This window comes from Microbacterium sp. ABR10, from assembly GCF_057812175.1.
Genome location: NZ_CM173821.1, coordinates 752,444 through 768,814, shown reverse-complemented (window position 1 = coordinate 768,814; position 16,371 = coordinate 752,444). Strand labels below are relative to the sequence as shown.

Here is a 16,371-nt window from a genome sequence, read left to right as displayed (position 1 = left end):
CGCCGCACTTCACCCCCAGGAGCAGCCATGTCGAACCCCATCAGCGATCTCGTCCTCGGCTTCCAGGGCCTCGTCGCCGACGTGCCCGACCTCGTGCAGCCGGTCATCGTCGCCCTCGCCGGCGCCGTGCCCTTCATCGAGGGCGAGGGTGCCGCCGCGATCGGCATCATCGGCGGTATCAACCCCGTCGTCGCAGCCATCGCCGGCGCGATCGGCAACCTCATCTGCGTCGCCGTCGTCGTGCTGGTCGCCTCGCGCGTGCGCACCGCCGTGACCACCCGCCGTGGAGCCGTCGAGAAGCCCGTCACGGCCCGCCGCCAGAAGTTCGAGAAGGCCTACCACCGTTACGGCACCCCCGGCGTGAGCCTGCTCGGCCCCCTGCTGCTGCCCACCCAGTTCACCGCTGCCGCCCTCACCTCGACCGGCGTGCCGCCGGTTCGCGTGATCGCGTGGCAGGCCGCGGCGATCGCGCTGTGGACGACCGTCATCACGTTGATCATCGTCGGCGTCATCCGGTTCGCGGTCTGACCGGTACCGTCGGGGTGCGATCGGGCACACCCGACACGGCCCGGCACCCCGGGCACCGGCGGCCCGGCTCGATCATCGTCCGGCACTCCCACGCATAGCGTTTTCATAGCTCCTCTTGGCTCCGGGTAGGGCGGGCTTAGGCCACGGGAAGGGCGCGGCACCTTTCCTGGTGCCATGGACCCCGCAGACCCCACCCCCGACACCGCTCCCGACGGTGCACCGGCCCCGGCCTCCCGCCGCGGTCGGGCGACGCCGGCCGCCGCCCCTCGGCGCAAGACGTCTCGCACCGCCCGCCGGGCCCTCCTCGCCGGCGGTCTCGTCGTGCTGCTCACGGCGGGCGGCTCCGCGGCATGGGCGGCCAACCGTTTCCTCATTCCCCACGTCGAGGTCACCGACGTCGCCGCCTACGAGGCCGAGCACTCCACGGCGGCCACCACCGCGACACCCGAGACGACCTCAGCCACGGCCACCGCGGCGACGACGACCCTCACCGACACCAGCTTCAGCGACGGCTCCACCTCGGTCACCGTCTCGACCGTGACGACCGACACGCTCACCTACTTCGTCGCCGACGTCGTGCTCGGAGACGCCACCGACCTGCGTTCCGCCTTCGCCAACAATCAATTCGGCGAGAACATCACGCAGACCACGAGCGAGATCGCCGCCGCCAACGACGCGGTCTTCGCCATCAACGGCGACTATTACGGCTTCCGCTCGACGGGCATCGAGATCCGCAACGGCGTCGTCTACCGCGACGAGGGCGCCCGTCAGGGACTCGCCTTCTACACCGACGGCCACGTCGAGGTGTACGACGAGACCGCGACCACGGCGGCCGAGCTGCTGGCATCCGGAGTCTGGAACACCCTCAGCTTCGGCCCCGCGATCGTCGAGGACGGCCAGGAGGTCGACGGCATCGACGGCGTCGAGATCGACACGAACGTCGGCAACCACTCGATCCAGGGCGACCAGCCGCGCACCGCCGTCGGCGTGATCGACGACAACCACCTCGTCTTCGTCGTGGTCGACGGCCGCCAGGAGGGCTACAGCGAGGGCGTGACGCTGCCGGGGCTCGCCGACATCATGCTCTCGCTCGGCGCGACGACCGCCTACAACCTCGACGGCGGCGGCTCGTCGACGATGTACTTCAACGGACAGGTGATCAACTCGCCCTCGAACGGCGGCGAGCGCGGCACCAGCGACATCCTCTACGTGGCGGGCTGAGCGGTGTTCGTTCTCATCCCCGCCTTCGAGCCCGACCCGCGGATGCCGGCCCTCGTTGCCGAACTGATGCGCGCCGATCCCGACCTCGACGTCCTGATCGTGGACGACGGCAGTGGTCCCGCGTTCGCGTCGGTGTTCGCCGCCGCCCGCGAGGCGGGCGCCCACGTCATCACGCACCCGAGCAACCACGGCAAGGGAGCGGCACTAAAGACGGGCTTCGCCCACATCGCCGTTCACGATCCGGATGCCGACGTCGTCACCGCCGACGCCGACGGCCAGCACACGCCCGCCGACGTGTGCCGCGTGGCCGATGCCCTCCGCCGCGATGCGGCCGACGGCCGGAGTGCGCTCGTGCTGGGCGTCCGCGGGTTCGGCGGCGCGGTGCCACTGCGCAGCCGGGTCGGCAACGCGGCCGCACGCGGGCTCTTCCGTCTCGCCACCGGTCGACAGGTCACCGATACGCAGACGGGGCTGCGTGGCATCCCCTCTGATCGCCTGGACTGGGCGCTCGGCATCCCGGGCGAAGGATTCGAGTACGAGCAGCGGATGCTACTGCGCCTCGGCCCCGACCAGCTCGCCGCCCACGAGGTGCCCATCGACACGGTGTATCTCGACCGCAATGCCTCGAGCCACTTCCGCCCCGTGCGCGATTCGCTGCGCGTACTTCTGCCGGTGCTGCTCTTCGCGTCGTCGTCGCTCGCCGCGTTCGTCGTCGACACCGTCGCGCTGCTCGTGCTGCAGGCACTCACCGGGTGGCTCGTGCCGTCGATCATCGCCGCCCGCGTGCTGTCGGCCACGGCGAATTTCGTCGTGAACCGCCGGGTGGTGTTCCGCGCACGCGGGGGCCCGATGCTCGGGCAGGCGGTGCGCTACGGCGTGCTGGCGCTGGCTCTGCTGGCATCCAACATCGCGTGGATGTCGTTCCTCACCGACAACGGCCTGGCCCTCCTTCCCGCGAAGGTCGTCACCGAGGGCGTGCTGTTCGTCCTCAGCTACGGCGTGCAGCGCTCGCTCGTCTTCCCGCGGACGGATGCCGGGGCCCCGGCGCGCCGGCCGATCTCGCGGCCGGACCCACCTTTCACCCAGGTCCCTGAGCCCGTCGAAGGGACCGGCACCCACGGCACGCCCGGAGGCTTCGACGGGCTCAGCCCCCTCCACCCCGCCACCCCGACCCCCGCAAGGAGCACCTCATGACCACCACCGCCCTGATCCTCGCCGCGACCGACCTCGTCGCCGCCGTCCTGCTCAGCGCCATCTACTTCCAGCGCCATCGCCGCCGCGATCTCGTGGTCGCCTTCCTCGGCGTCAACGTCGGTGTGCTGGCCGTCGCGACCGTGCTCGGCACCGCCGAGGTGGCGCTGGGTCTTGGACTCGGCCTGTTCGGGGTGCTGTCGATCATCCGCCTCCGCTCGAGCGAGATCACCCAGCGCGAGGTGGCGTACTACTTCGCGGCTCTGGCGATCGGCCTGATCTGCGGCCTGCCGCCCGTCGACCTCTCCATCCCCCTCCTGCTGGTCGGACTCATCGTGGCCGTGCTCGCCGTCGCCGATCACCCGCGCGTGCTGTCGCGAGCCCGTCATCAGACCGTGCACCTCGACCGCGCGATCGCCGACGAGACCGAACTGCGCGCCGAACTCGAGCGACTGCTCGGCGGCGAGGTCACCGGCGTCACCGTGCAGCAGCTCGACCTGGTCGACGACACGACGCTGGTCGACGTGCGGTACCGGGTGAGTGGCGCGCGCCCCGACGCCGCCCCGGGTGGCGTTCGCGACATCGCCGACGCGGCCCCCGGCCCGCGCCGAAGCGCCGAGCCCACCTTCGCCGACCTGATCGGCGGCACCCGATGACCGCCCGCGCCCGCGCCGCCACCGCCATCGCGGCCCTGCCCGCGATCGGCCTCGACGCCCTCACCGCCGACGCCGCCCTCCTCACCCGTGTGGACCGCAAGTACGTCGTGCCGATGGATGCCACGGCATCCCTGCTCGAAGCCCTCCAGCGCTCCACCGATGCTCCGGCCGCCCTCGAGATCGGCGGCGAGCGCGAGCTGGCCTACCGCTCGGTGTACTTCGACACCCCCGATCTGCTGAGCTACCGCCTCGCCGCACACGGACGCCGCCGCCGCTTCAAGCTGCGCACCCGCACCTACGTCGACACGGGGGCGGCGTTCCTCGAGATGAAGACCCGCGGGGCGCGGGGCCTCACCCGCAAGGACCGGGATGCCTACGACCTCGACGCCGCCGACCGGCTCACCGCCGAGGCGCGCGACGAGGTGGCCGAGGCTCTCGACGCGATCGGGGTCGAGCCCACCCGCGCCGACGACCTCGACGCGCGCCTGCAGACGCTGTACCGCCGCACGACGCTGCTGCTGCCGGGCGCGATCCCGTCCCGCGCGACGATCGACCTCGACCTGCGCTGGGCCGACGCCGACGGCGGGGGCTTCACCCTCCCCCGCTTCGCCATCGTCGAGACGAAATCTCCCGGCCAGGCCGGCGCCTTCGACCGCGCCCTCTGGAGAGCCGGCCACCGCCCGCAGCGCATCAGCAAGTACGCCACCGGCATGGCGGCCCTGCGCTCCGACCTCCCCTCCAATCGCTGGACCCGCGTGCTCGCGGGCCCCTTCGCCTCCTCCCACCCCACCCGAAAGGACGCATCATGCGCCGCCTGATCCCCCTCGCCCTGCCCCTCGCCCTCGCCGGCCTCGTGCTCGCCGGCTGCGCCGTCACCGCGCAGCCCGTCGCGTCGACCACCTCCTCCGCCGCGCCCTCATCCGTTGTCGAATCCAGTGTGCAGACCACCTCCGACATCGACTCCACCATTCCCGAGGCCGCCGCCGAGCTGCTCGCGGCCAACGCCGACGGCACGGTCGTGAACGACGACGAGTGGAGCATCGCGGATGCCGAGACGATCACGCTCGCGGGCTCCACGGCATCCAGTGACTCGGCGGGAGTGAGCATCGACGGGTCGACCGTGACCATCACCGCCGCCGGCGTCTACCAGCTGAGCGGCACGCTCGACGGGAACGTGGTCGTCGCCGCCCCCGACGACGCGCAGGTGATCCTGGTGCTCGACGACGCGACGATCGCGAGCACCTCGGGCGCGGCGATCCAGGTCGTGACCGCCGATGACGTCGCCATCAACCTCGCCTCGGGCTCCACCAACGCGGTGACCGCCGCGAGCTCCGCCGACGCCGACGCGAGCGCCGCCATCTATGCCGACAGCGACCTCACCGTCTCGGGCTCGGGCGCGCTCACCGTCACCGACACCGGCAACGACGGCATCTCGGCCACCGACGACCTCGCGATCATCGGCGGCACGATCACGGTGGATGCCGCCGACGACGCCCTCCGCGGCAAGGACTCCCTCGTCGTGAAGGACGGCACACTCACCCTCACGGCCGGCGGCGACGCGCTGAAGAGCGACCAGACGGATGACGCCACCCAGGGCTACGTCTGGATCGCCGGCGGCACCATCACGGCGACGGCGGTCGACGACGGCATCGACGCGTGGACCGACGCCCTCCTCACCGGCGGCACCGTTTTGCTCGCGACCGAGGACGACGGCATCCATTCCGAGATCGCGCTGGCCATCTCCGGCGGCGACGTGACGGTCAGCCAGTCGAACGAGGGTCTCGAGTCGGGCGACATCCGCATCGCCGGTGGCACCACGCACGTCACCTCGTCGGACGACGGCGTCAACGCCTCGGGCGGCACCAGCACGGACTCGAGTTCGAGCGGCGGCATGGGCGGTGGCATGCAGGACACCGGCGAGACCCTCACCATCTCGGGCGGCACCCTCGTGGTCGACGCCGCCGGCGACGGCCTCGACTCCAACGGCAGCATCACCATGACCGGCGGAGACGTCACCGTCTACGGCCCCACCCAGCAGGGCAACGGCGCGCTCGACTCGAACGGCGGCATCGACGTCTCAGGCGGCACGCTCGTCGCCATCGGCAGCACCGGTATGGCCGAGTCGCCCGATGAGTCGTCGGCGCAGGGCTGGCTCGCCGCCACCGCGTCGGGGTCCGCCGGGTCGACCGTTCAGATCACGGATGCCACGGGCACGGTCATCGCGGAGTACACCGCCACGAAGACCTTCGGGTCGGTCGTGTTCACGTCGTCGGCGATCACCGACGGGCAGTCGTACACGGTGACCGTGGACGGCGCGGCCACCTCGGTCACGGCCGGTGTCGCGGCGGCCGGCGGGATGGGAATGGGAGGAGGAGGCATGGGCGGCGGTCGGCCCTGACGATCGCGGGCGAGATCGGAGGGCCGAGGCGTTCGCCCCGGCCCTCCGATCCCTTCCTCCGACAAGCAAGCTTCAGTGTTATCGTTATAGATAACAGGGGGTCGACATGAGCATCGTGAAATCTCTCCGCCGGGCACGCATACGCTCCGGTGAGAGCCTTCGGAAGGTGGCCTCACGGTCAGGCGTGGGCGCCGGTAACCTCAGCGCCATCGAGAACGGCCACCGCGACCCGACCTCATCCACTCTCGATCGACTCGCCTCCACAATCGGGGTCGAATGGGTTCCCTTCTCGGCGCGAGGTCGCACACCCGCGGCGGTTGCCGCAGAGGAGATCACGCATGCCGAGGCGCAGGGTCGTCACGCGCAGGCCTACCGCCGCTTCCTCCAGCTCTCCGACGATCTCGCCGCCTCCGACCCCGTGACGAGGGTGCTTCTCTCCGCAGAGGAACCAGATGACTCTCCCTCGCGCTGGGTCGACGCTGTTGCCGCGCTCGTCGAAGTGCGCTTGCGGGAAGCCTCCGCGCCGATCCCCGTATGGGTCACCGAACATTCGGGACATTCGGATGCCATCTGGGAGCCTCAGCGCAGCTCGCGCGCCCTGCCACTGAGCGCGGATCGAACGCAGGTGCCCGCCGAATTCCTCCGGCGAGGCGTCGCAATAGAGTCCGGCGAGTTGATCAGCGCGTAGGGGCGAACCGCGCCATATCTGGAGATTCCCATGTCCGGCACGCTGACTCGCAATGACATCATCGACGGCATCCGCGACCTCATCCTTCGCCTCAGAGAAGCTGGCAGCGCTGCCACCATCCAGATTGTCGGCGGGGCTGCCATAGCCCTCACGATCGATGGCGATCGCCCCGCGACCGTGGATATTGACGGGCCGATCACGCCGCCCGAAGCCGTTGCGGTTGCCGCCGCCGAGATCGCTCGAAAGAAGGGCTGGCCCCCTGATTGGGTCAACGACAAGGCGAAGATCTTTCTGCCTGACGGGATGGGGCGTGGCGCTGAATGGGTGACGCTTTACGACCAGGACAGGATTCTGATCCAAGCGGCGTCCCCTGCGATGCTTCTCGCGATGAAGCTGCGCGCATTCGAGAGGCGAGGGCTGCGTGAAGCCGACGACGTGGCCGTGCTGCTGGCAGTGCTGGAAATACAGACGGCAGATGAAGCCGAGGACCTGTTGAACGAATTCTTCCCCGCCGAGGATCTGACCCCCCGAACATTCGAACGAGTGCAGCGAATACTCGAGGCGGGGTCCTCCGACCCGCGGCCCCGTCCGGACCTCCCCGACTTCTCGTAACGCCGGTCTTTCTCAGTCCGAGCGGACGTGCGGTGGGCGACGAGACCGGCCCCGGATCGTACCCTCCCCGAGCCGCATGGGAGAGTGACGACGTGAAACTGTATTCCGACTTCGCCGCGCACCGTGCCCGCCAGACGACGGCCGACATCGTCGCCCTCGTGATCATCGCGGTGAGCGTGGCGACGGGGGTCATCGTCTTCTCGACCGTCAACCAGCTCGCTCAGTTCGGACACCAGATGCAGACCGCGGGCGCGGACTTCCGGACGTCGATGACCGACGTCGGCGACCGGCTGGGCGGCGTTCCTCTCCTCGGTTCCGGTATCAGCGCCCCGTTCGATACGGCGAGCTCCGCGGGCGACACCCTCGCGTCCGCCGGTCAGACGCAGCAGGACCTCGTGCTGCAGGCGGCCATCGCGCTCGGCATCGGCGTGGCCGCCCTGCCGATCCTTCTCACTCTGCTCGTCTGGCTGCTCCCGCGCCTCCGCTTCATCTCGCGCGCAACGCGCACCCGCGCACAATTGCGCGCCGGGCTCGACACCGACCTGCTCGCGCTCCGGGCCCTCACCAACCAGAAGGTCGCCGCGATCGCGAAGGTCGACCCCGACGCCCTCGGCGCCTGGCGTCGCGGCGACCCCGATGTCGTGCGGCGTCTCGCGGGGCTGGAGTTGAGGTCCGTCGGCATCCGCCCACGGTAGGACGACACACTCCCCTGCTCCGCCCGCAAATATGTTCGCCCGAACCGTCGGGCGCGACAGCTCGTCGCGGCCGAGATTCCGTCGCATCGCGTAGCTCACTACCGGGTCTCCAGGGCAAGACGCCCGGCGAGCAGAACATAAGTGGCGGCGAACGTGCGACGCAGCCAGGCCATGACCCTCGGGCGCGTGATGACGTAGTTGCGCATCGTGGCCGCGAATACGCCGTAGATGGCGAAAACGACGAACGTCAGCGCCATGAACACGAGGCTGAGCCAGACCATGTGCCACATGCCGTTCGCCTCGCCCGCGGGAACGAACTGCGGGAGGAATGCGAAGAAGAAGATGGTGAGCTTCGGGTTGAGCAGGTTGATGAGAACGGCGGTGCGAATGACACGCCAGAACGAGACGGGGGCCGAGCTCGCATCGACATCGATCAGCGACTTGTCCCGGATTGTCTGCCAGGCGAGGTAGAGCAGGTACGCGACGCCCAGCCATTTGATCGTTTGGAATGCGATCGCGGACGCATTCAGGATTGCGGCGAGACCGGTGATCGCCGCGATCATGTGGGGGATGACGCCGAGGGTGCACCCGAAGGCGGCGATGATGCCGGCCTTCGTGCCGCGTGACAGCCCGGCGGCGATGGAGTAGACGGCCCCGGTACCGGGTGTGGCGACCACGATGAGGGTGGTCAGCAAGAAGGCAATGCTCATCGTGGTTCCTCCGAGAGTCGTTGCTTCCGCACAGTACCGCGTTCATGAGCGTCGGCAGGAACGGCAAGCGGTTCCTCGTCTGACCGGGTGACGCACGATGAAACGCACCTGACGGTCGCACAGATGGCCGAGGACACCGGGGGGACCGCGCACACGCTGCGCTCCTCCGAGCGCTCTGGCGCATCAGTCAGGTTGCCCGAAACCCGGTCGAGCAGCGCGAAGCGCGAAGCGTTAGGTGCGCTGATCGATGAGCGTCGAGGGCTCGACGTCTCGTCCCTCCGGCTCCCAACGCAGCAGATCGCCGGGCTGGCAGTCGAGCACCTCGCACAGCGCACTGAGGGTCGAGAACCGCACGGCCTTGGCGCGCCCGTTCTTCAGAACGGCGAGGTTGGCGGGCGTGATGCCGATTCGGTCGGCGAGTTCGCCGACGCCCATCTTGCGGCGCGCGATCATCACGTCGATGTCGATGACGATCGACACCTCAGATCACCTCGCCGAGTTCGGCGCGCAGCCCCAGGACCTCGCGCTCGCGGGCGACGGCCTGCTGCAAGAGCCCCTTCATCACGCGCACGAGCAACGCCACACCCCCGATCACCACCGCGGCACCGCCGATCAACCCGACGACACCGGGCGCGACCTCTCCCGGCGCAAGGAGCAGACCGATCGCCACGAGCAGGAGGGCGAGAGCTACGAGCGCCCACGTGATGGCGTCGACATCGCGAAACGCTCCCTCGGCGACCACCGTCCCCGTGCGTATCGTCGACAGCAGCCGCCATACGCACACCGCGAATACCTGAAGAGCCAGGATGCCGAGCCCCAGTAGCCCGACGAAAGTCGCTCTCGCAGCCGGGGGCGCCTCAGCGAGATCCCGGTAGATCGCCGGCAGGATCATCGCCTGCACGATGATCGATCCCACGAGCGCGAGGGCGATCGCGGCCTGCGCCAAGCGGGCGAGGAGAGGGCTCATGGTGCATCCGTTCGTCGAGAAACGATCATAATCTACCGTTATTCGACAGATGTGGACACCTGCTGCAACGACGAGGAAGAGGCGCGGCTCGCCTGGCCTGGCTGCAGCCACCGCCGGCCGGGCGATCAGACGACCGATCGCTTCTACTTACCGCCGCCCGCCCCGTCCCGTACCGAAACCCCCGTGGCATACTCGGCACCTGATTGCGTCGGCGCGGTGCGCGACGATCCGGCTTCTGCACGAAGGGACGGTCCGAGTGAGCATCGAACCCGGCATCTACGAACACTTCAAGGGTCAGCGCTACGAAGTCTTCGGAACGGCGAGGCACTCCGAGACCGAGGAGCTCTTCGTCTCCTACCGCAAGCTCTACGACGACTACTCGTTCTGGGTTCGCCCGGCGGAGATGTTCACCGAGACCGTCGATCGCGACGGATACTCGGGGCCCAGGTTCCGGCGCATCGCGTAGACCGCACGGCGGAGCCCCAGGCGGACACCGCACGACCCGCCTCCACCGTCGCAAGCCTGAAGTCCCCGCCACTGCCGCAGCGAGGATCCGGAGACTTCGCCGCTAGTCGCCGTCGGGGTGAGCGGTGGCCCTCCTGCGCCGTTCGCGTCCGAGGTCCGCCCATTCCTCCGCGCCCTCGATGTCAGTGAGCAGTGCCATGCACATGGTCGAGGTCTGAGCGTTCATGAAGAACCCTGCGGTCACCCCGCAGAACCGAGCGAGCGTGCGCGTGTCCGTGCCGGCAGCTTCTTTAACCCGCAGGATCACCGGCGCGGGGTCCTGTAACAGAAGGCGAGGAGTCAAGATGCTCGCCAGACGTCCTTCGAGGGTCTCATCAGGATTCAACTCTGCTACCTCCGTTGTGAAGCTGTGGGATAGAACGGCGATCGCGCGGCCGATCGCGGGCACGGATCAGCGACCAGCGCGATCCTGCCGATGCGTTGGCAGCGCCTGCGCTGCCCTCGCTACTCGCCGAGGTGGAGGTTGCGACGGGCTAGGGGGTAGCCCTCAAGACGCGTCCCGTCGCCGAAGACGAGACGGCGTCCAGCAATCTCGTTCGCCTTACCGGAGGCTTCGTGCTGCCGTGGATGTCATCGGGCACTCGAACGGGTCGCGGGCGGCCAGGCCCACGCGGTTCAGGTAGGCGATCACGATGCCGTACGACTGCAACAGCGTCGTCTCGACATAGGGGACGTTCAGTGAGGCGCTCTGCTCCTTGACGATGGCGCGAGCCTTGCTGAGGTGCGGGCGGGGCATGTTCGGGAACAGGTGGTGCTCGATCTGGTAGTTCAGACCGCCCATCAGCCAGGTGGCCCACCAGCCGCCGGTGATGTTGCGCGAGGTGCGCACCTGCTTGCTGAAGAAGTCGAGTTTCGCGTCCGGGGCGATGACGGCCATGCCCTTGTGGTTCGGCGCGAACGACGCCCCCATGTAGACGCCGAAGACGGCGAGCTGCACGCCGAGGAAGGCGAGGGCCATACCGAGCGGCAGGAAGACGAACACCGGGGCGACGAAGATCGCGAAGCGCAGGGCGATCAGCGACAGTTCGGTCCAGCGGCCCCTGACGGGCTCACGCGAGAGCAGGTGACGCAGGCCGATGACGTGCAGGTTGGCACCCTCGAGGGTGAGCAGCGGGAAGAACGCCCATCCCTGGCGCTGGGTGATCCAGCGCTGGATGCCGCGCGCCTTGGCGGCATCCTCGTCCAGGAACGAGATCGTGTCGATCTCGATGTCGGGGTCTTTGCCCACGCGGTTCGGGTTGGCGTGGTGGCGGGTGTGCTTCGCACTCCACCACGACACGCTCATGCCCACGACGCCTGCGGCGAGCCACAGGGCGAGACGCTCGTTGGCCTTGCCCGACGCGAAGATCTGCTTGTGCGCCGCTTCGTGCGCGAGGAACGCAACCTGCGTGAACAGGATGCCGAGGGCGGCGGCGATCAGCAGCTGGAACCAGCTGTCGCCCAGCAGCACGAAGCCGGTGATCGCTCCGCCGAAGCCGAGAGCGAGAACGATGCCGACGACGGCGTAGAAGCGGCGGGCTCGCGCGAGCAGTCCCGTCTCGCGCACGACCTGCGACAACTCGGTGTAGGCCTTCGCCATCGGCGGGAAGTCGGTCGTTCCCCTGTAGGTCTGACGGATCGGTCCCAGCCGGGACTCGATGACGGGTGCAGCCATTGCATGCTCCTCGGTTGGGTGACCAGATGGGCCCGAAGCCGAAGGCGGATGCCAGGGACTGTTTTCTCCAAGTTACGCTTCGCGTATTCGCGCATACGCATATTTGGATGGCCTGAAGAGCGTGAATCCGCGATTTGCCTGATTCGCTGGACGCTTTTACACGGGCGTTTGTCAGTCTCAGGAGAACGAATGAAGTTTCTCCATGAAAAGCGCGCCTCCCACGGCGCGAGTGTTATGTGCGAACGGGGTCGGCCTTCACGGAGCGACGGACAGGACGACGACCCCCACGGTCAGAAGCCCTGCCGCGACCGCACCGGCGACGAGTGCCAGGACGGGACTCAGGCGATCGAGGGTCGGCGCGCCGCTTCCTTCGGCAGCGCGAAGCGTGGAGAGCTGGGCGGCGCGAAGGGTCTGGTGGCGATCCAAGGGCGTCGACTGTCCATCGAAGGCGATGAACGATCCATCGGGGACCATCACGACGTGTCCGAGTGTCGAGTCCCCGATCTTCGCGGTGAGGTGACCCTCCTCCTGCAGAATCCACACGGCGTGAACCCGGCTTGGCGTGGGGTGCAATCCTCGGGCGGTCATGCCACTGATCGAGCCGCGGCAGGCAGCGCCGAGCCGTCTCGCCTGTCGGGCTCGGTGACGTCGATGAGGATGCCGGCCGTGGATTGCGCGGCCTGCGCGAAGTGACGCAGGGTTTCCCCGTTCAGGGTGATTTCGGCGTCGACGTCGAAGACGAATCGCAACGGGATGGCGGCATGCATCCAGAGCGTGGATCGGTGGCCCGCAGCTGCGTCAGGCAGCCGGCACGACACGATGAAGCTCTCGCCTCGGCGCAATCTCGCGGTCGTCACTGCTTGCAGATGCGCGAGAACGATGTCAGGAAGACGAATCGGCTCCGCCATGGAGCCGTAGAACAAGCTGCCCATTTTCACCCCGTTTGACATGCCGATACGACAGGTCACCATGGTCTGGGGCAACTATTCATACGATAAAGGCGCACACCGTCGAAAGCAATGTTCGAACGCGCCACCAGGCGACTGCTCTTTCGAGGCTGTGGACCTAGAGTAGAAGCAGGCGTCCCCTGGACCTAGGCCGCTGTGTTCGACTAGGTCAGGAGTTCCATGGCATCCGATCATGCGTTTGCGCGCTCATTGTGTGCGGGATTCGTCCATTCGCTCCCGGTGCAACACGTCGCTATTTCGTCGCTGGGTGCACCCTTCGAGGTCGAGACGATCTGTGCGAGCGACGCTGTCGCCGCGGAGCTCGACGAGACGCAGCTCGACTCCGGTGTGGGGCCGTGCTGGCGAGCTCGAGCCACCGCCGCACCCGTGCTGCTCCCGGACCTGCACCGCGACGCGAGCGCCGCGTGGCCGATGTTCCTGACGACAGCCACACGACACGGCATCTCGTCGGTATACGCGTTTCCGATGGTGGTGGGCCTGGTGGAGGTGGGCGTCGTGAATCTTTACGCCACCCGAGCCCACGCATTGTCGGTCGAGCAGGTCGATGAGGCTGCCGTGCTGGCGAACTCCGCGGGTCAGCGGATCCTGAGGTCCGCTCTCGACTCCCTCGACGACGACATTTCCGCGAACGCCTCACCCCGACGATTCGTCCATCAAGCGACCGGGATGGTGGTCGCCCAGTTGCGCGTCGCACCCGACGACGCGTTGCTCATCATCCGCGCACACGCCTTCGCCTCGGGCCGGCCGGTCCGCGAGGTGGCGGAGGCGATTATCTCGCGCGACATCGATTTTTCGACGTGATCGCGAACGAACGGAAGTAGGTTGCACCCATGACGAGCACATCGCGGGAGAAAGAGCTGGTCGACACTTTCGTCGATCTCGCCGACACCCTGGTCAGCGGTTACGACGTCGTCGACCTTCTCTACCGGTTGGTCAGCCGGTGCGCGAAGACCTTCGGTGCGGCCGACGCCGGCATCCTTCTTCCCGACGCCCGGGGATCCCTGGAGGTGGTCGCGTCGACGAGCGAACGGAGCCAGCTCATCTCCCTGCTTCAACTCAACGCGGACCAAGGTCCGTGCCTGGATGCGTACCACTCCGGCCAACCGGTCACCGTCGACGACTTCGCCGCGATTCACGACCGGTGGCCGCGGTTCGCGGATGCCGTCGGTGAGTTGGGCTATCAATGGATGCACGCGATCCCCCTTCGACTCCGCGACGAGGTCATCGGTTCGCTGAACCTGTTCGGCGACACCCCCGACCCGCTCTCCGCGGAGGACGCCCTCGCGGCGCGAGGTCTCGCAGATATCGCCACGATCGGCATCCTTCATGAACGAGCGTTCCGAGAATCAGACATCGCTCGCACGCAGTTGCAGCACGCTCTCGACAGCCGTGTCGTGATCGAGCAGGCGAAAGGCGTCCTGTCTCACTCTCATGGCGTCGACATGGAGGAGGCGTTCCGCCTTCTTCGAGAACAGGCTCGCAGCACTCAGCGAAAGCTCGCCGACGTCGCCCGCGACGTCATCGCCGACGCCATCCGCTGACGAAGCCCGGGCATCGTCGCACGTCCTCGATCGACTGATCAACCTCCTTTGAGCACTGCCGGCGGACGTCGTCGCGGGCGTAGCATCGCCGGTACGCCGGAGTCCCTCCGCGGCATCCGGTCCCTCCGTCACGACGAGCACACGGGAGAAGCAATGGACACGATGGCAATGATGAAGTCGATGGACATGGGCGAGATGACCATGGACATGGATGCCATGCAGGAATGCATGCAGTCGCTGAACGCCTGCGCGATGGCCGCGGCGATGTGCGCCGGCAGCGACATGATGCACGGCCCCGAGATGGCCACGTGCTGCGCGATGTGCTCGAACATGGTCGAGATGGCTCAGGCGACGATGCACATGATGATGCGTCCGGCCGGAATGAACATGGACGTGATGAACGCCATGATGACCGCCTGCATGACCATGGGCAAGGCCTGCGCCGCCGAATGCCGCGCGCACGCCGACATGGATGAGATGTGCCGCTACTGCGCGATGGCCTGCGACGACATGGTCATGAAGTGCGAGGCCATGATGGCCTCGATGTCTGCCTGAGTTCCTCCACGCGCGGCCGCTGACGTTCGTCGGCGGCCGCACGGCTACGCGGCGCGAGCGGTCAACGACGTCCCCGCGCTGAGGGCCCTCAGCGCGCTACGCGGTGCGCGCGGTCGTGAGGATCGCCGACGCGCTGAGCAGTTCCGCGACCGGATGGAAAGCAATCGGCTCCCCGAGCGTGATGTCGACGGCCGGTCCGACGACCCGTAGCTCCACCGTCGCGCCGTTGAGCAGCGCGACGGTCACCGTTGCGCCATCGGCGTCGACGACGAGGCCGTCCCACCACGCGGAAGGGTTCGAGGCTGCCATGCAGCGCTGGATCGAGTGGACTGTCGACGAGATCGTGCGGGACATGGCTTCACCTGCCTTCGGAGGGGTTGGTGAGATGAAGCTACGGGATGCCGCGGGGGCGGGCGATCTCGGGCGTAGTGGGGCGTAACACCGCGGGTGGGCCACCGGGATCACGCGCCACCGTCGTTGACACGACAGCTGCTGCTCGCGACGTCGACACAATGGCACAATGACGCCCCTGGCTTTTGACGCGGCGCCACCTCATTGCGTCGTCCGCACGTCCGTCGGTGCGTACCGAACGAGCTACGGCGAGGCCGAGCTGGATGTCCGAACCGCCGCAGATCGACTCGCCGAGCGATTGGACACCTTGAAGATGGGGTCGCGACAGAAATAGCGCGAGATTCCACGCTAAGCGCGGTGTTGGTACGCGGGATAGCCCCCCGCTGCGACGACGGTTGCCTGGCTACCTCTGTCGCCGGCGGCTGAGTACTGAGGACGAATCGACGGGTGAATCTTGAGGACTCGGCGCTATCTCTGGAGGCATCACCGGGCTGACGTGCGGCGGTGTGATTGCTTGCCCCCACCCCCGAAGAGGGGACGGACTTCTTCGCTTCGGGGTGGCTGGTGAGAGCACAGCAAAGTTGATGACCGGAGGAAACATGTTCAATCACAAGATCAGGACAACGCTCGCTGGCGGAGTGCTCATCGTTGCGGTGGCGCTCGGAACGGTGGGGACGGGCGCTCCTGCTTTAGTCAGGGCGCGAAGGCTAGGATTTTGGTGCTCGTGGTCTCGAATTCGACGGGCGTCAAACGTCTGAGGCGGGTTTGGCATCGGCGGCGAAGGTAGGTCCTGTCGATCCAGGTCACGATCGCGATGCGCAGTTGGTCTCGGGTGGTCCAGGAGCGCCGGTTGACGACGTTCTTCTGCAGGAGCGAGAAGAAACTCCCCATCGCGGCGTTATCGCCCGCCGCGTCGATTCTGCCCATACACGGCAGTTCCTACGGGCCTTCGGGCCAAAGGTGCTGACGTGAACGACTGTGAATGCGACGGCGACAGTCCCGGGCAATACCCACCGATGGCGGCCCGTGTAACGCCCACGTAAACTCCCCCTCTCCCACCGCCCCGCCCTGGGTGAAACAACCGTTACCTCCCCGCCCCCGGCGGCGCGGT

21 protein-coding genes and 1 pseudogene are annotated in these 16,371 nt (G+C 67.8%); 13 read left to right on the top strand and 9 right to left on the bottom strand.

Annotated elements, in window-relative coordinates:
• The first annotated feature begins 27 nt into the window (after positions 1–27).
• The 9 genes from ACXKZF_RS03505 to ACXKZF_RS03465 all read left to right on the top strand — a co-directional run bounded on the left by ACXKZF_RS03505 (position 28) and on the right by ACXKZF_RS03465 (position 7,989).
• On the top strand, positions 28–528 hold the full coding sequence (locus ACXKZF_RS03505; RefSeq protein ID WP_055958850.1) for a hypothetical protein: 501 nt from the start codon (positions 28–30) through the stop codon (positions 526–528).
• Between the two features lie 174 nt (positions 529–702).
• Positions 703–1,749: a phosphodiester glycosidase family protein gene (locus tag ACXKZF_RS03500; RefSeq protein WP_488985394.1), complete on the top strand. Its 1,047-nt coding sequence runs from the start codon at positions 703–705 to the stop codon at positions 1,747–1,749.
• Positions 1,750–1,752: 3 nt separating this feature from the next.
• Positions 1,753–2,943: a glycosyltransferase gene (locus tag ACXKZF_RS03495; RefSeq protein WP_488985393.1), complete on the top strand. Its 1,191-nt coding sequence runs from the start codon at positions 1,753–1,755 to the stop codon at positions 2,941–2,943.
• A complete protein-coding gene (locus ACXKZF_RS03490) occupies positions 2,940–3,596 on the top strand; it encodes a DUF4956 domain-containing protein (protein ID WP_488985392.1) in 657 nt (218 codons plus the stop codon). The genes ACXKZF_RS03495 and ACXKZF_RS03490 overlap by 4 nt, the downstream gene beginning before the upstream one ends.
• Positions 3,593–4,414 carry a polyphosphate polymerase domain-containing protein gene (locus tag ACXKZF_RS03485; RefSeq protein WP_314451320.1) on the top strand — a complete coding sequence of 274 codons (822 nt, stop codon included), beginning with the start codon at positions 3,593–3,595 and terminating at the stop codon, positions 4,412–4,414. Before ACXKZF_RS03490 ends, ACXKZF_RS03485 begins: the two co-directional genes overlap by 4 nt.
• On the top strand, positions 4,402–5,994 hold the full coding sequence (locus ACXKZF_RS03480; RefSeq protein ID WP_488985391.1) for a carbohydrate-binding domain-containing protein: 1,593 nt from the start codon (positions 4,402–4,404) through the stop codon (positions 5,992–5,994). The genes ACXKZF_RS03485 and ACXKZF_RS03480 overlap by 13 nt, the downstream gene beginning before the upstream one ends.
• A 106-nt stretch (positions 5,995–6,100) precedes the next feature.
• Positions 6,101–6,682, top strand: a complete 582-nt coding sequence (locus ACXKZF_RS03475) for a helix-turn-helix domain-containing protein (RefSeq protein WP_488985390.1) — start codon at positions 6,101–6,103, stop codon at positions 6,680–6,682.
• Between the two features lie 30 nt (positions 6,683–6,712).
• Entirely contained in the window at positions 6,713–7,294 is a 582-nt protein-coding gene (locus ACXKZF_RS03470) for a hypothetical protein (protein WP_488985389.1), read from the top strand.
• A 92-nt stretch (positions 7,295–7,386) separates the two neighbouring features.
• On the top strand, positions 7,387–7,989 hold the full coding sequence (locus ACXKZF_RS03465; RefSeq protein WP_488985388.1) for a hypothetical protein: 603 nt from the start codon (positions 7,387–7,389) through the stop codon (positions 7,987–7,989).
• A gap of 98 nt (positions 7,990–8,087) precedes the next feature.
• On the opposite strand, the gene ACXKZF_RS03460 is transcribed toward ACXKZF_RS03465, so the two are convergent.
• From ACXKZF_RS03460 to ACXKZF_RS03450, 3 genes are all read right to left on the bottom strand, one after another.
• On the bottom strand, positions 8,088–8,699 hold the full coding sequence (locus tag ACXKZF_RS03460) for a LysE family translocator (protein WP_488985387.1): 612 nt from the start codon (positions 8,697–8,699) through the stop codon (positions 8,088–8,090).
• A gap of 231 nt (positions 8,700–8,930) precedes the next feature.
• On the bottom strand, positions 8,931–9,179 hold the full coding sequence (locus ACXKZF_RS03455) for a helix-turn-helix domain-containing protein (protein WP_055958877.1): 249 nt from the start codon (positions 9,177–9,179) through the stop codon (positions 8,931–8,933).
• A 1-nt stretch (position 9,180) separates the two neighbouring features.
• Positions 9,181–9,666 carry a DUF2975 domain-containing protein gene (locus ACXKZF_RS03450; RefSeq protein WP_488985386.1) on the bottom strand — a complete coding sequence of 162 codons (486 nt, stop codon included), beginning with the start codon at positions 9,664–9,666 and terminating at the stop codon, positions 9,181–9,183.
• A 256-nt stretch (positions 9,667–9,922) separates the two neighbouring features.
• On the opposite strand from ACXKZF_RS03450, the gene ACXKZF_RS03445 reads away from it, so the two are divergent.
• Positions 9,923–10,132, top strand: coding sequence for a DUF1653 domain-containing protein (locus ACXKZF_RS03445; RefSeq protein WP_055958883.1), 210 nt, complete (start codon positions 9,923–9,925; stop codon positions 10,130–10,132).
• A 102-nt stretch (positions 10,133–10,234) separates the two neighbouring features.
• Here ACXKZF_RS03445 and ACXKZF_RS03440 read toward each other — a convergent pair whose 3' ends face one another.
• From ACXKZF_RS03440 to ACXKZF_RS03425, 4 genes are all read right to left on the bottom strand, one after another.
• A complete protein-coding gene (locus tag ACXKZF_RS03440) occupies positions 10,235–10,357 on the bottom strand; it encodes a hypothetical protein (protein WP_488985385.1) in 123 nt (40 codons plus the stop codon).
• A gap of 375 nt (positions 10,358–10,732) precedes the next feature.
• Positions 10,733–11,845, bottom strand: a complete 1,113-nt coding sequence (locus ACXKZF_RS03435; RefSeq protein ID WP_488985384.1) for a fatty acid desaturase family protein — start codon at positions 11,843–11,845, stop codon at positions 10,733–10,735.
• A 255-nt stretch (positions 11,846–12,100) separates the two neighbouring features.
• The gene (locus tag ACXKZF_RS03430) at positions 12,101–12,388 is read right to left on the bottom strand and encodes a hypothetical protein (RefSeq protein ID WP_055958893.1); all 288 of its coding nucleotides are present in this window, start codon (positions 12,386–12,388) and stop codon (positions 12,101–12,103) included.
• Positions 12,389–12,429: 41 nt separating this feature from the next.
• Positions 12,430–12,828 (bottom strand): DUF7882 family protein, encoded by a 399-nt coding sequence (locus ACXKZF_RS03425; RefSeq protein WP_243224034.1) that lies wholly within the window; start codon positions 12,826–12,828, stop codon positions 12,430–12,432.
• A gap of 144 nt (positions 12,829–12,972) precedes the next feature.
• On the opposite strand from ACXKZF_RS03425, the gene ACXKZF_RS03420 reads away from it, so the two are divergent.
• The 3 genes from ACXKZF_RS03420 (at position 12,973) to ACXKZF_RS03410 (ending at position 14,909) form a co-directional block, all read left to right on the top strand.
• Positions 12,973–13,614: an ANTAR domain-containing protein gene (locus ACXKZF_RS03420; protein ID WP_488985383.1), complete on the top strand. Its 642-nt coding sequence runs from the start codon at positions 12,973–12,975 to the stop codon at positions 13,612–13,614.
• A gap of 29 nt (positions 13,615–13,643) precedes the next feature.
• Positions 13,644–14,354, top strand: coding sequence for a GAF and ANTAR domain-containing protein (locus tag ACXKZF_RS03415; RefSeq protein WP_055958902.1), 711 nt, complete (start codon positions 13,644–13,646; stop codon positions 14,352–14,354).
• Between the two features lie 153 nt (positions 14,355–14,507).
• Positions 14,508–14,909 carry a four-helix bundle copper-binding protein gene (locus ACXKZF_RS03410; RefSeq protein WP_058231022.1) on the top strand — a complete coding sequence of 134 codons (402 nt, stop codon included), beginning with the start codon at positions 14,508–14,510 and terminating at the stop codon, positions 14,907–14,909.
• 96 nt (positions 14,910–15,005) lie between these two features.
• Here ACXKZF_RS03410 and ACXKZF_RS03405 read toward each other — a convergent pair whose 3' ends face one another.
• Entirely contained in the window at positions 15,006–15,263 is a 258-nt protein-coding gene (locus tag ACXKZF_RS03405) for a nuclease (RefSeq protein WP_488985382.1), read from the bottom strand.
• Between the two features lie 690 nt (positions 15,264–15,953).
• Positions 15,954–16,187: pseudogene (locus ACXKZF_RS03400) on the bottom strand (IS3 family transposase); the annotation flags it as partial.
• Between the last annotated feature and the right edge of the window lie 184 nt (positions 16,188–16,371).

What these genes read in the sequence shown, in the direction of transcription:
- ACXKZF_RS03485 (WP_314451320.1), top strand. Translation starts at nt 3,593, where the DNA reads ATGACCGCCCGCGCCCGCGCCGCCACCGCCATCGCGGCCCTGCCCGCG.
- ACXKZF_RS03460 (WP_488985387.1), bottom strand. Translation starts at nt 8,699, where the DNA reads ATGAGCATTGCCTTCTTGCTGACCACCCTCATCGTGGTCGCCACACCC.
- ACXKZF_RS03440 (WP_488985385.1), bottom strand. Translation starts at nt 10,357, where the DNA reads ATGAACGCTCAGACCTCGACCATGTGCATGGCACTGCTCACTGACATC.
- ACXKZF_RS03435 (WP_488985384.1), bottom strand. Translation starts at nt 11,845, where the DNA reads ATGGCTGCACCCGTCATCGAGTCCCGGCTGGGACCGATCCGTCAGACC.
- ACXKZF_RS03480 (WP_488985391.1), top strand. Translation starts at nt 4,402, where the DNA reads ATGCGCCGCCTGATCCCCCTCGCCCTGCCCCTCGCCCTCGCCGGCCTC.
- ACXKZF_RS03450 (WP_488985386.1), bottom strand. Translation starts at nt 9,666, where the DNA reads ATGAGCCCTCTCCTCGCCCGCTTGGCGCAGGCCGCGATCGCCCTCGCG.
- ACXKZF_RS03420 (WP_488985383.1), top strand. Translation starts at nt 12,973, where the DNA reads ATGGCATCCGATCATGCGTTTGCGCGCTCATTGTGTGCGGGATTCGTC.
- ACXKZF_RS03490 (WP_488985392.1), top strand. Translation starts at nt 2,940, where the DNA reads ATGACCACCACCGCCCTGATCCTCGCCGCGACCGACCTCGTCGCCGCC.
- ACXKZF_RS03470 (WP_488985389.1), top strand. Translation starts at nt 6,713, where the DNA reads ATGTCCGGCACGCTGACTCGCAATGACATCATCGACGGCATCCGCGAC.
- ACXKZF_RS03405 (WP_488985382.1), bottom strand. Translation starts at nt 15,263, where the DNA reads ATGTCCCGCACGATCTCGTCGACAGTCCACTCGATCCAGCGCTGCATG.
- ACXKZF_RS03475 (WP_488985390.1), top strand. Translation starts at nt 6,101, where the DNA reads ATGAGCATCGTGAAATCTCTCCGCCGGGCACGCATACGCTCCGGTGAG.
- ACXKZF_RS03410 (WP_058231022.1), top strand. Translation starts at nt 14,508, where the DNA reads ATGGACACGATGGCAATGATGAAGTCGATGGACATGGGCGAGATGACC.
- ACXKZF_RS03500 (WP_488985394.1), top strand. Translation starts at nt 703, where the DNA reads ATGGACCCCGCAGACCCCACCCCCGACACCGCTCCCGACGGTGCACCG.
- ACXKZF_RS03505 (WP_055958850.1), top strand. Translation starts at nt 28, where the DNA reads ATGTCGAACCCCATCAGCGATCTCGTCCTCGGCTTCCAGGGCCTCGTC.
- ACXKZF_RS03415 (WP_055958902.1), top strand. Translation starts at nt 13,644, where the DNA reads ATGACGAGCACATCGCGGGAGAAAGAGCTGGTCGACACTTTCGTCGAT.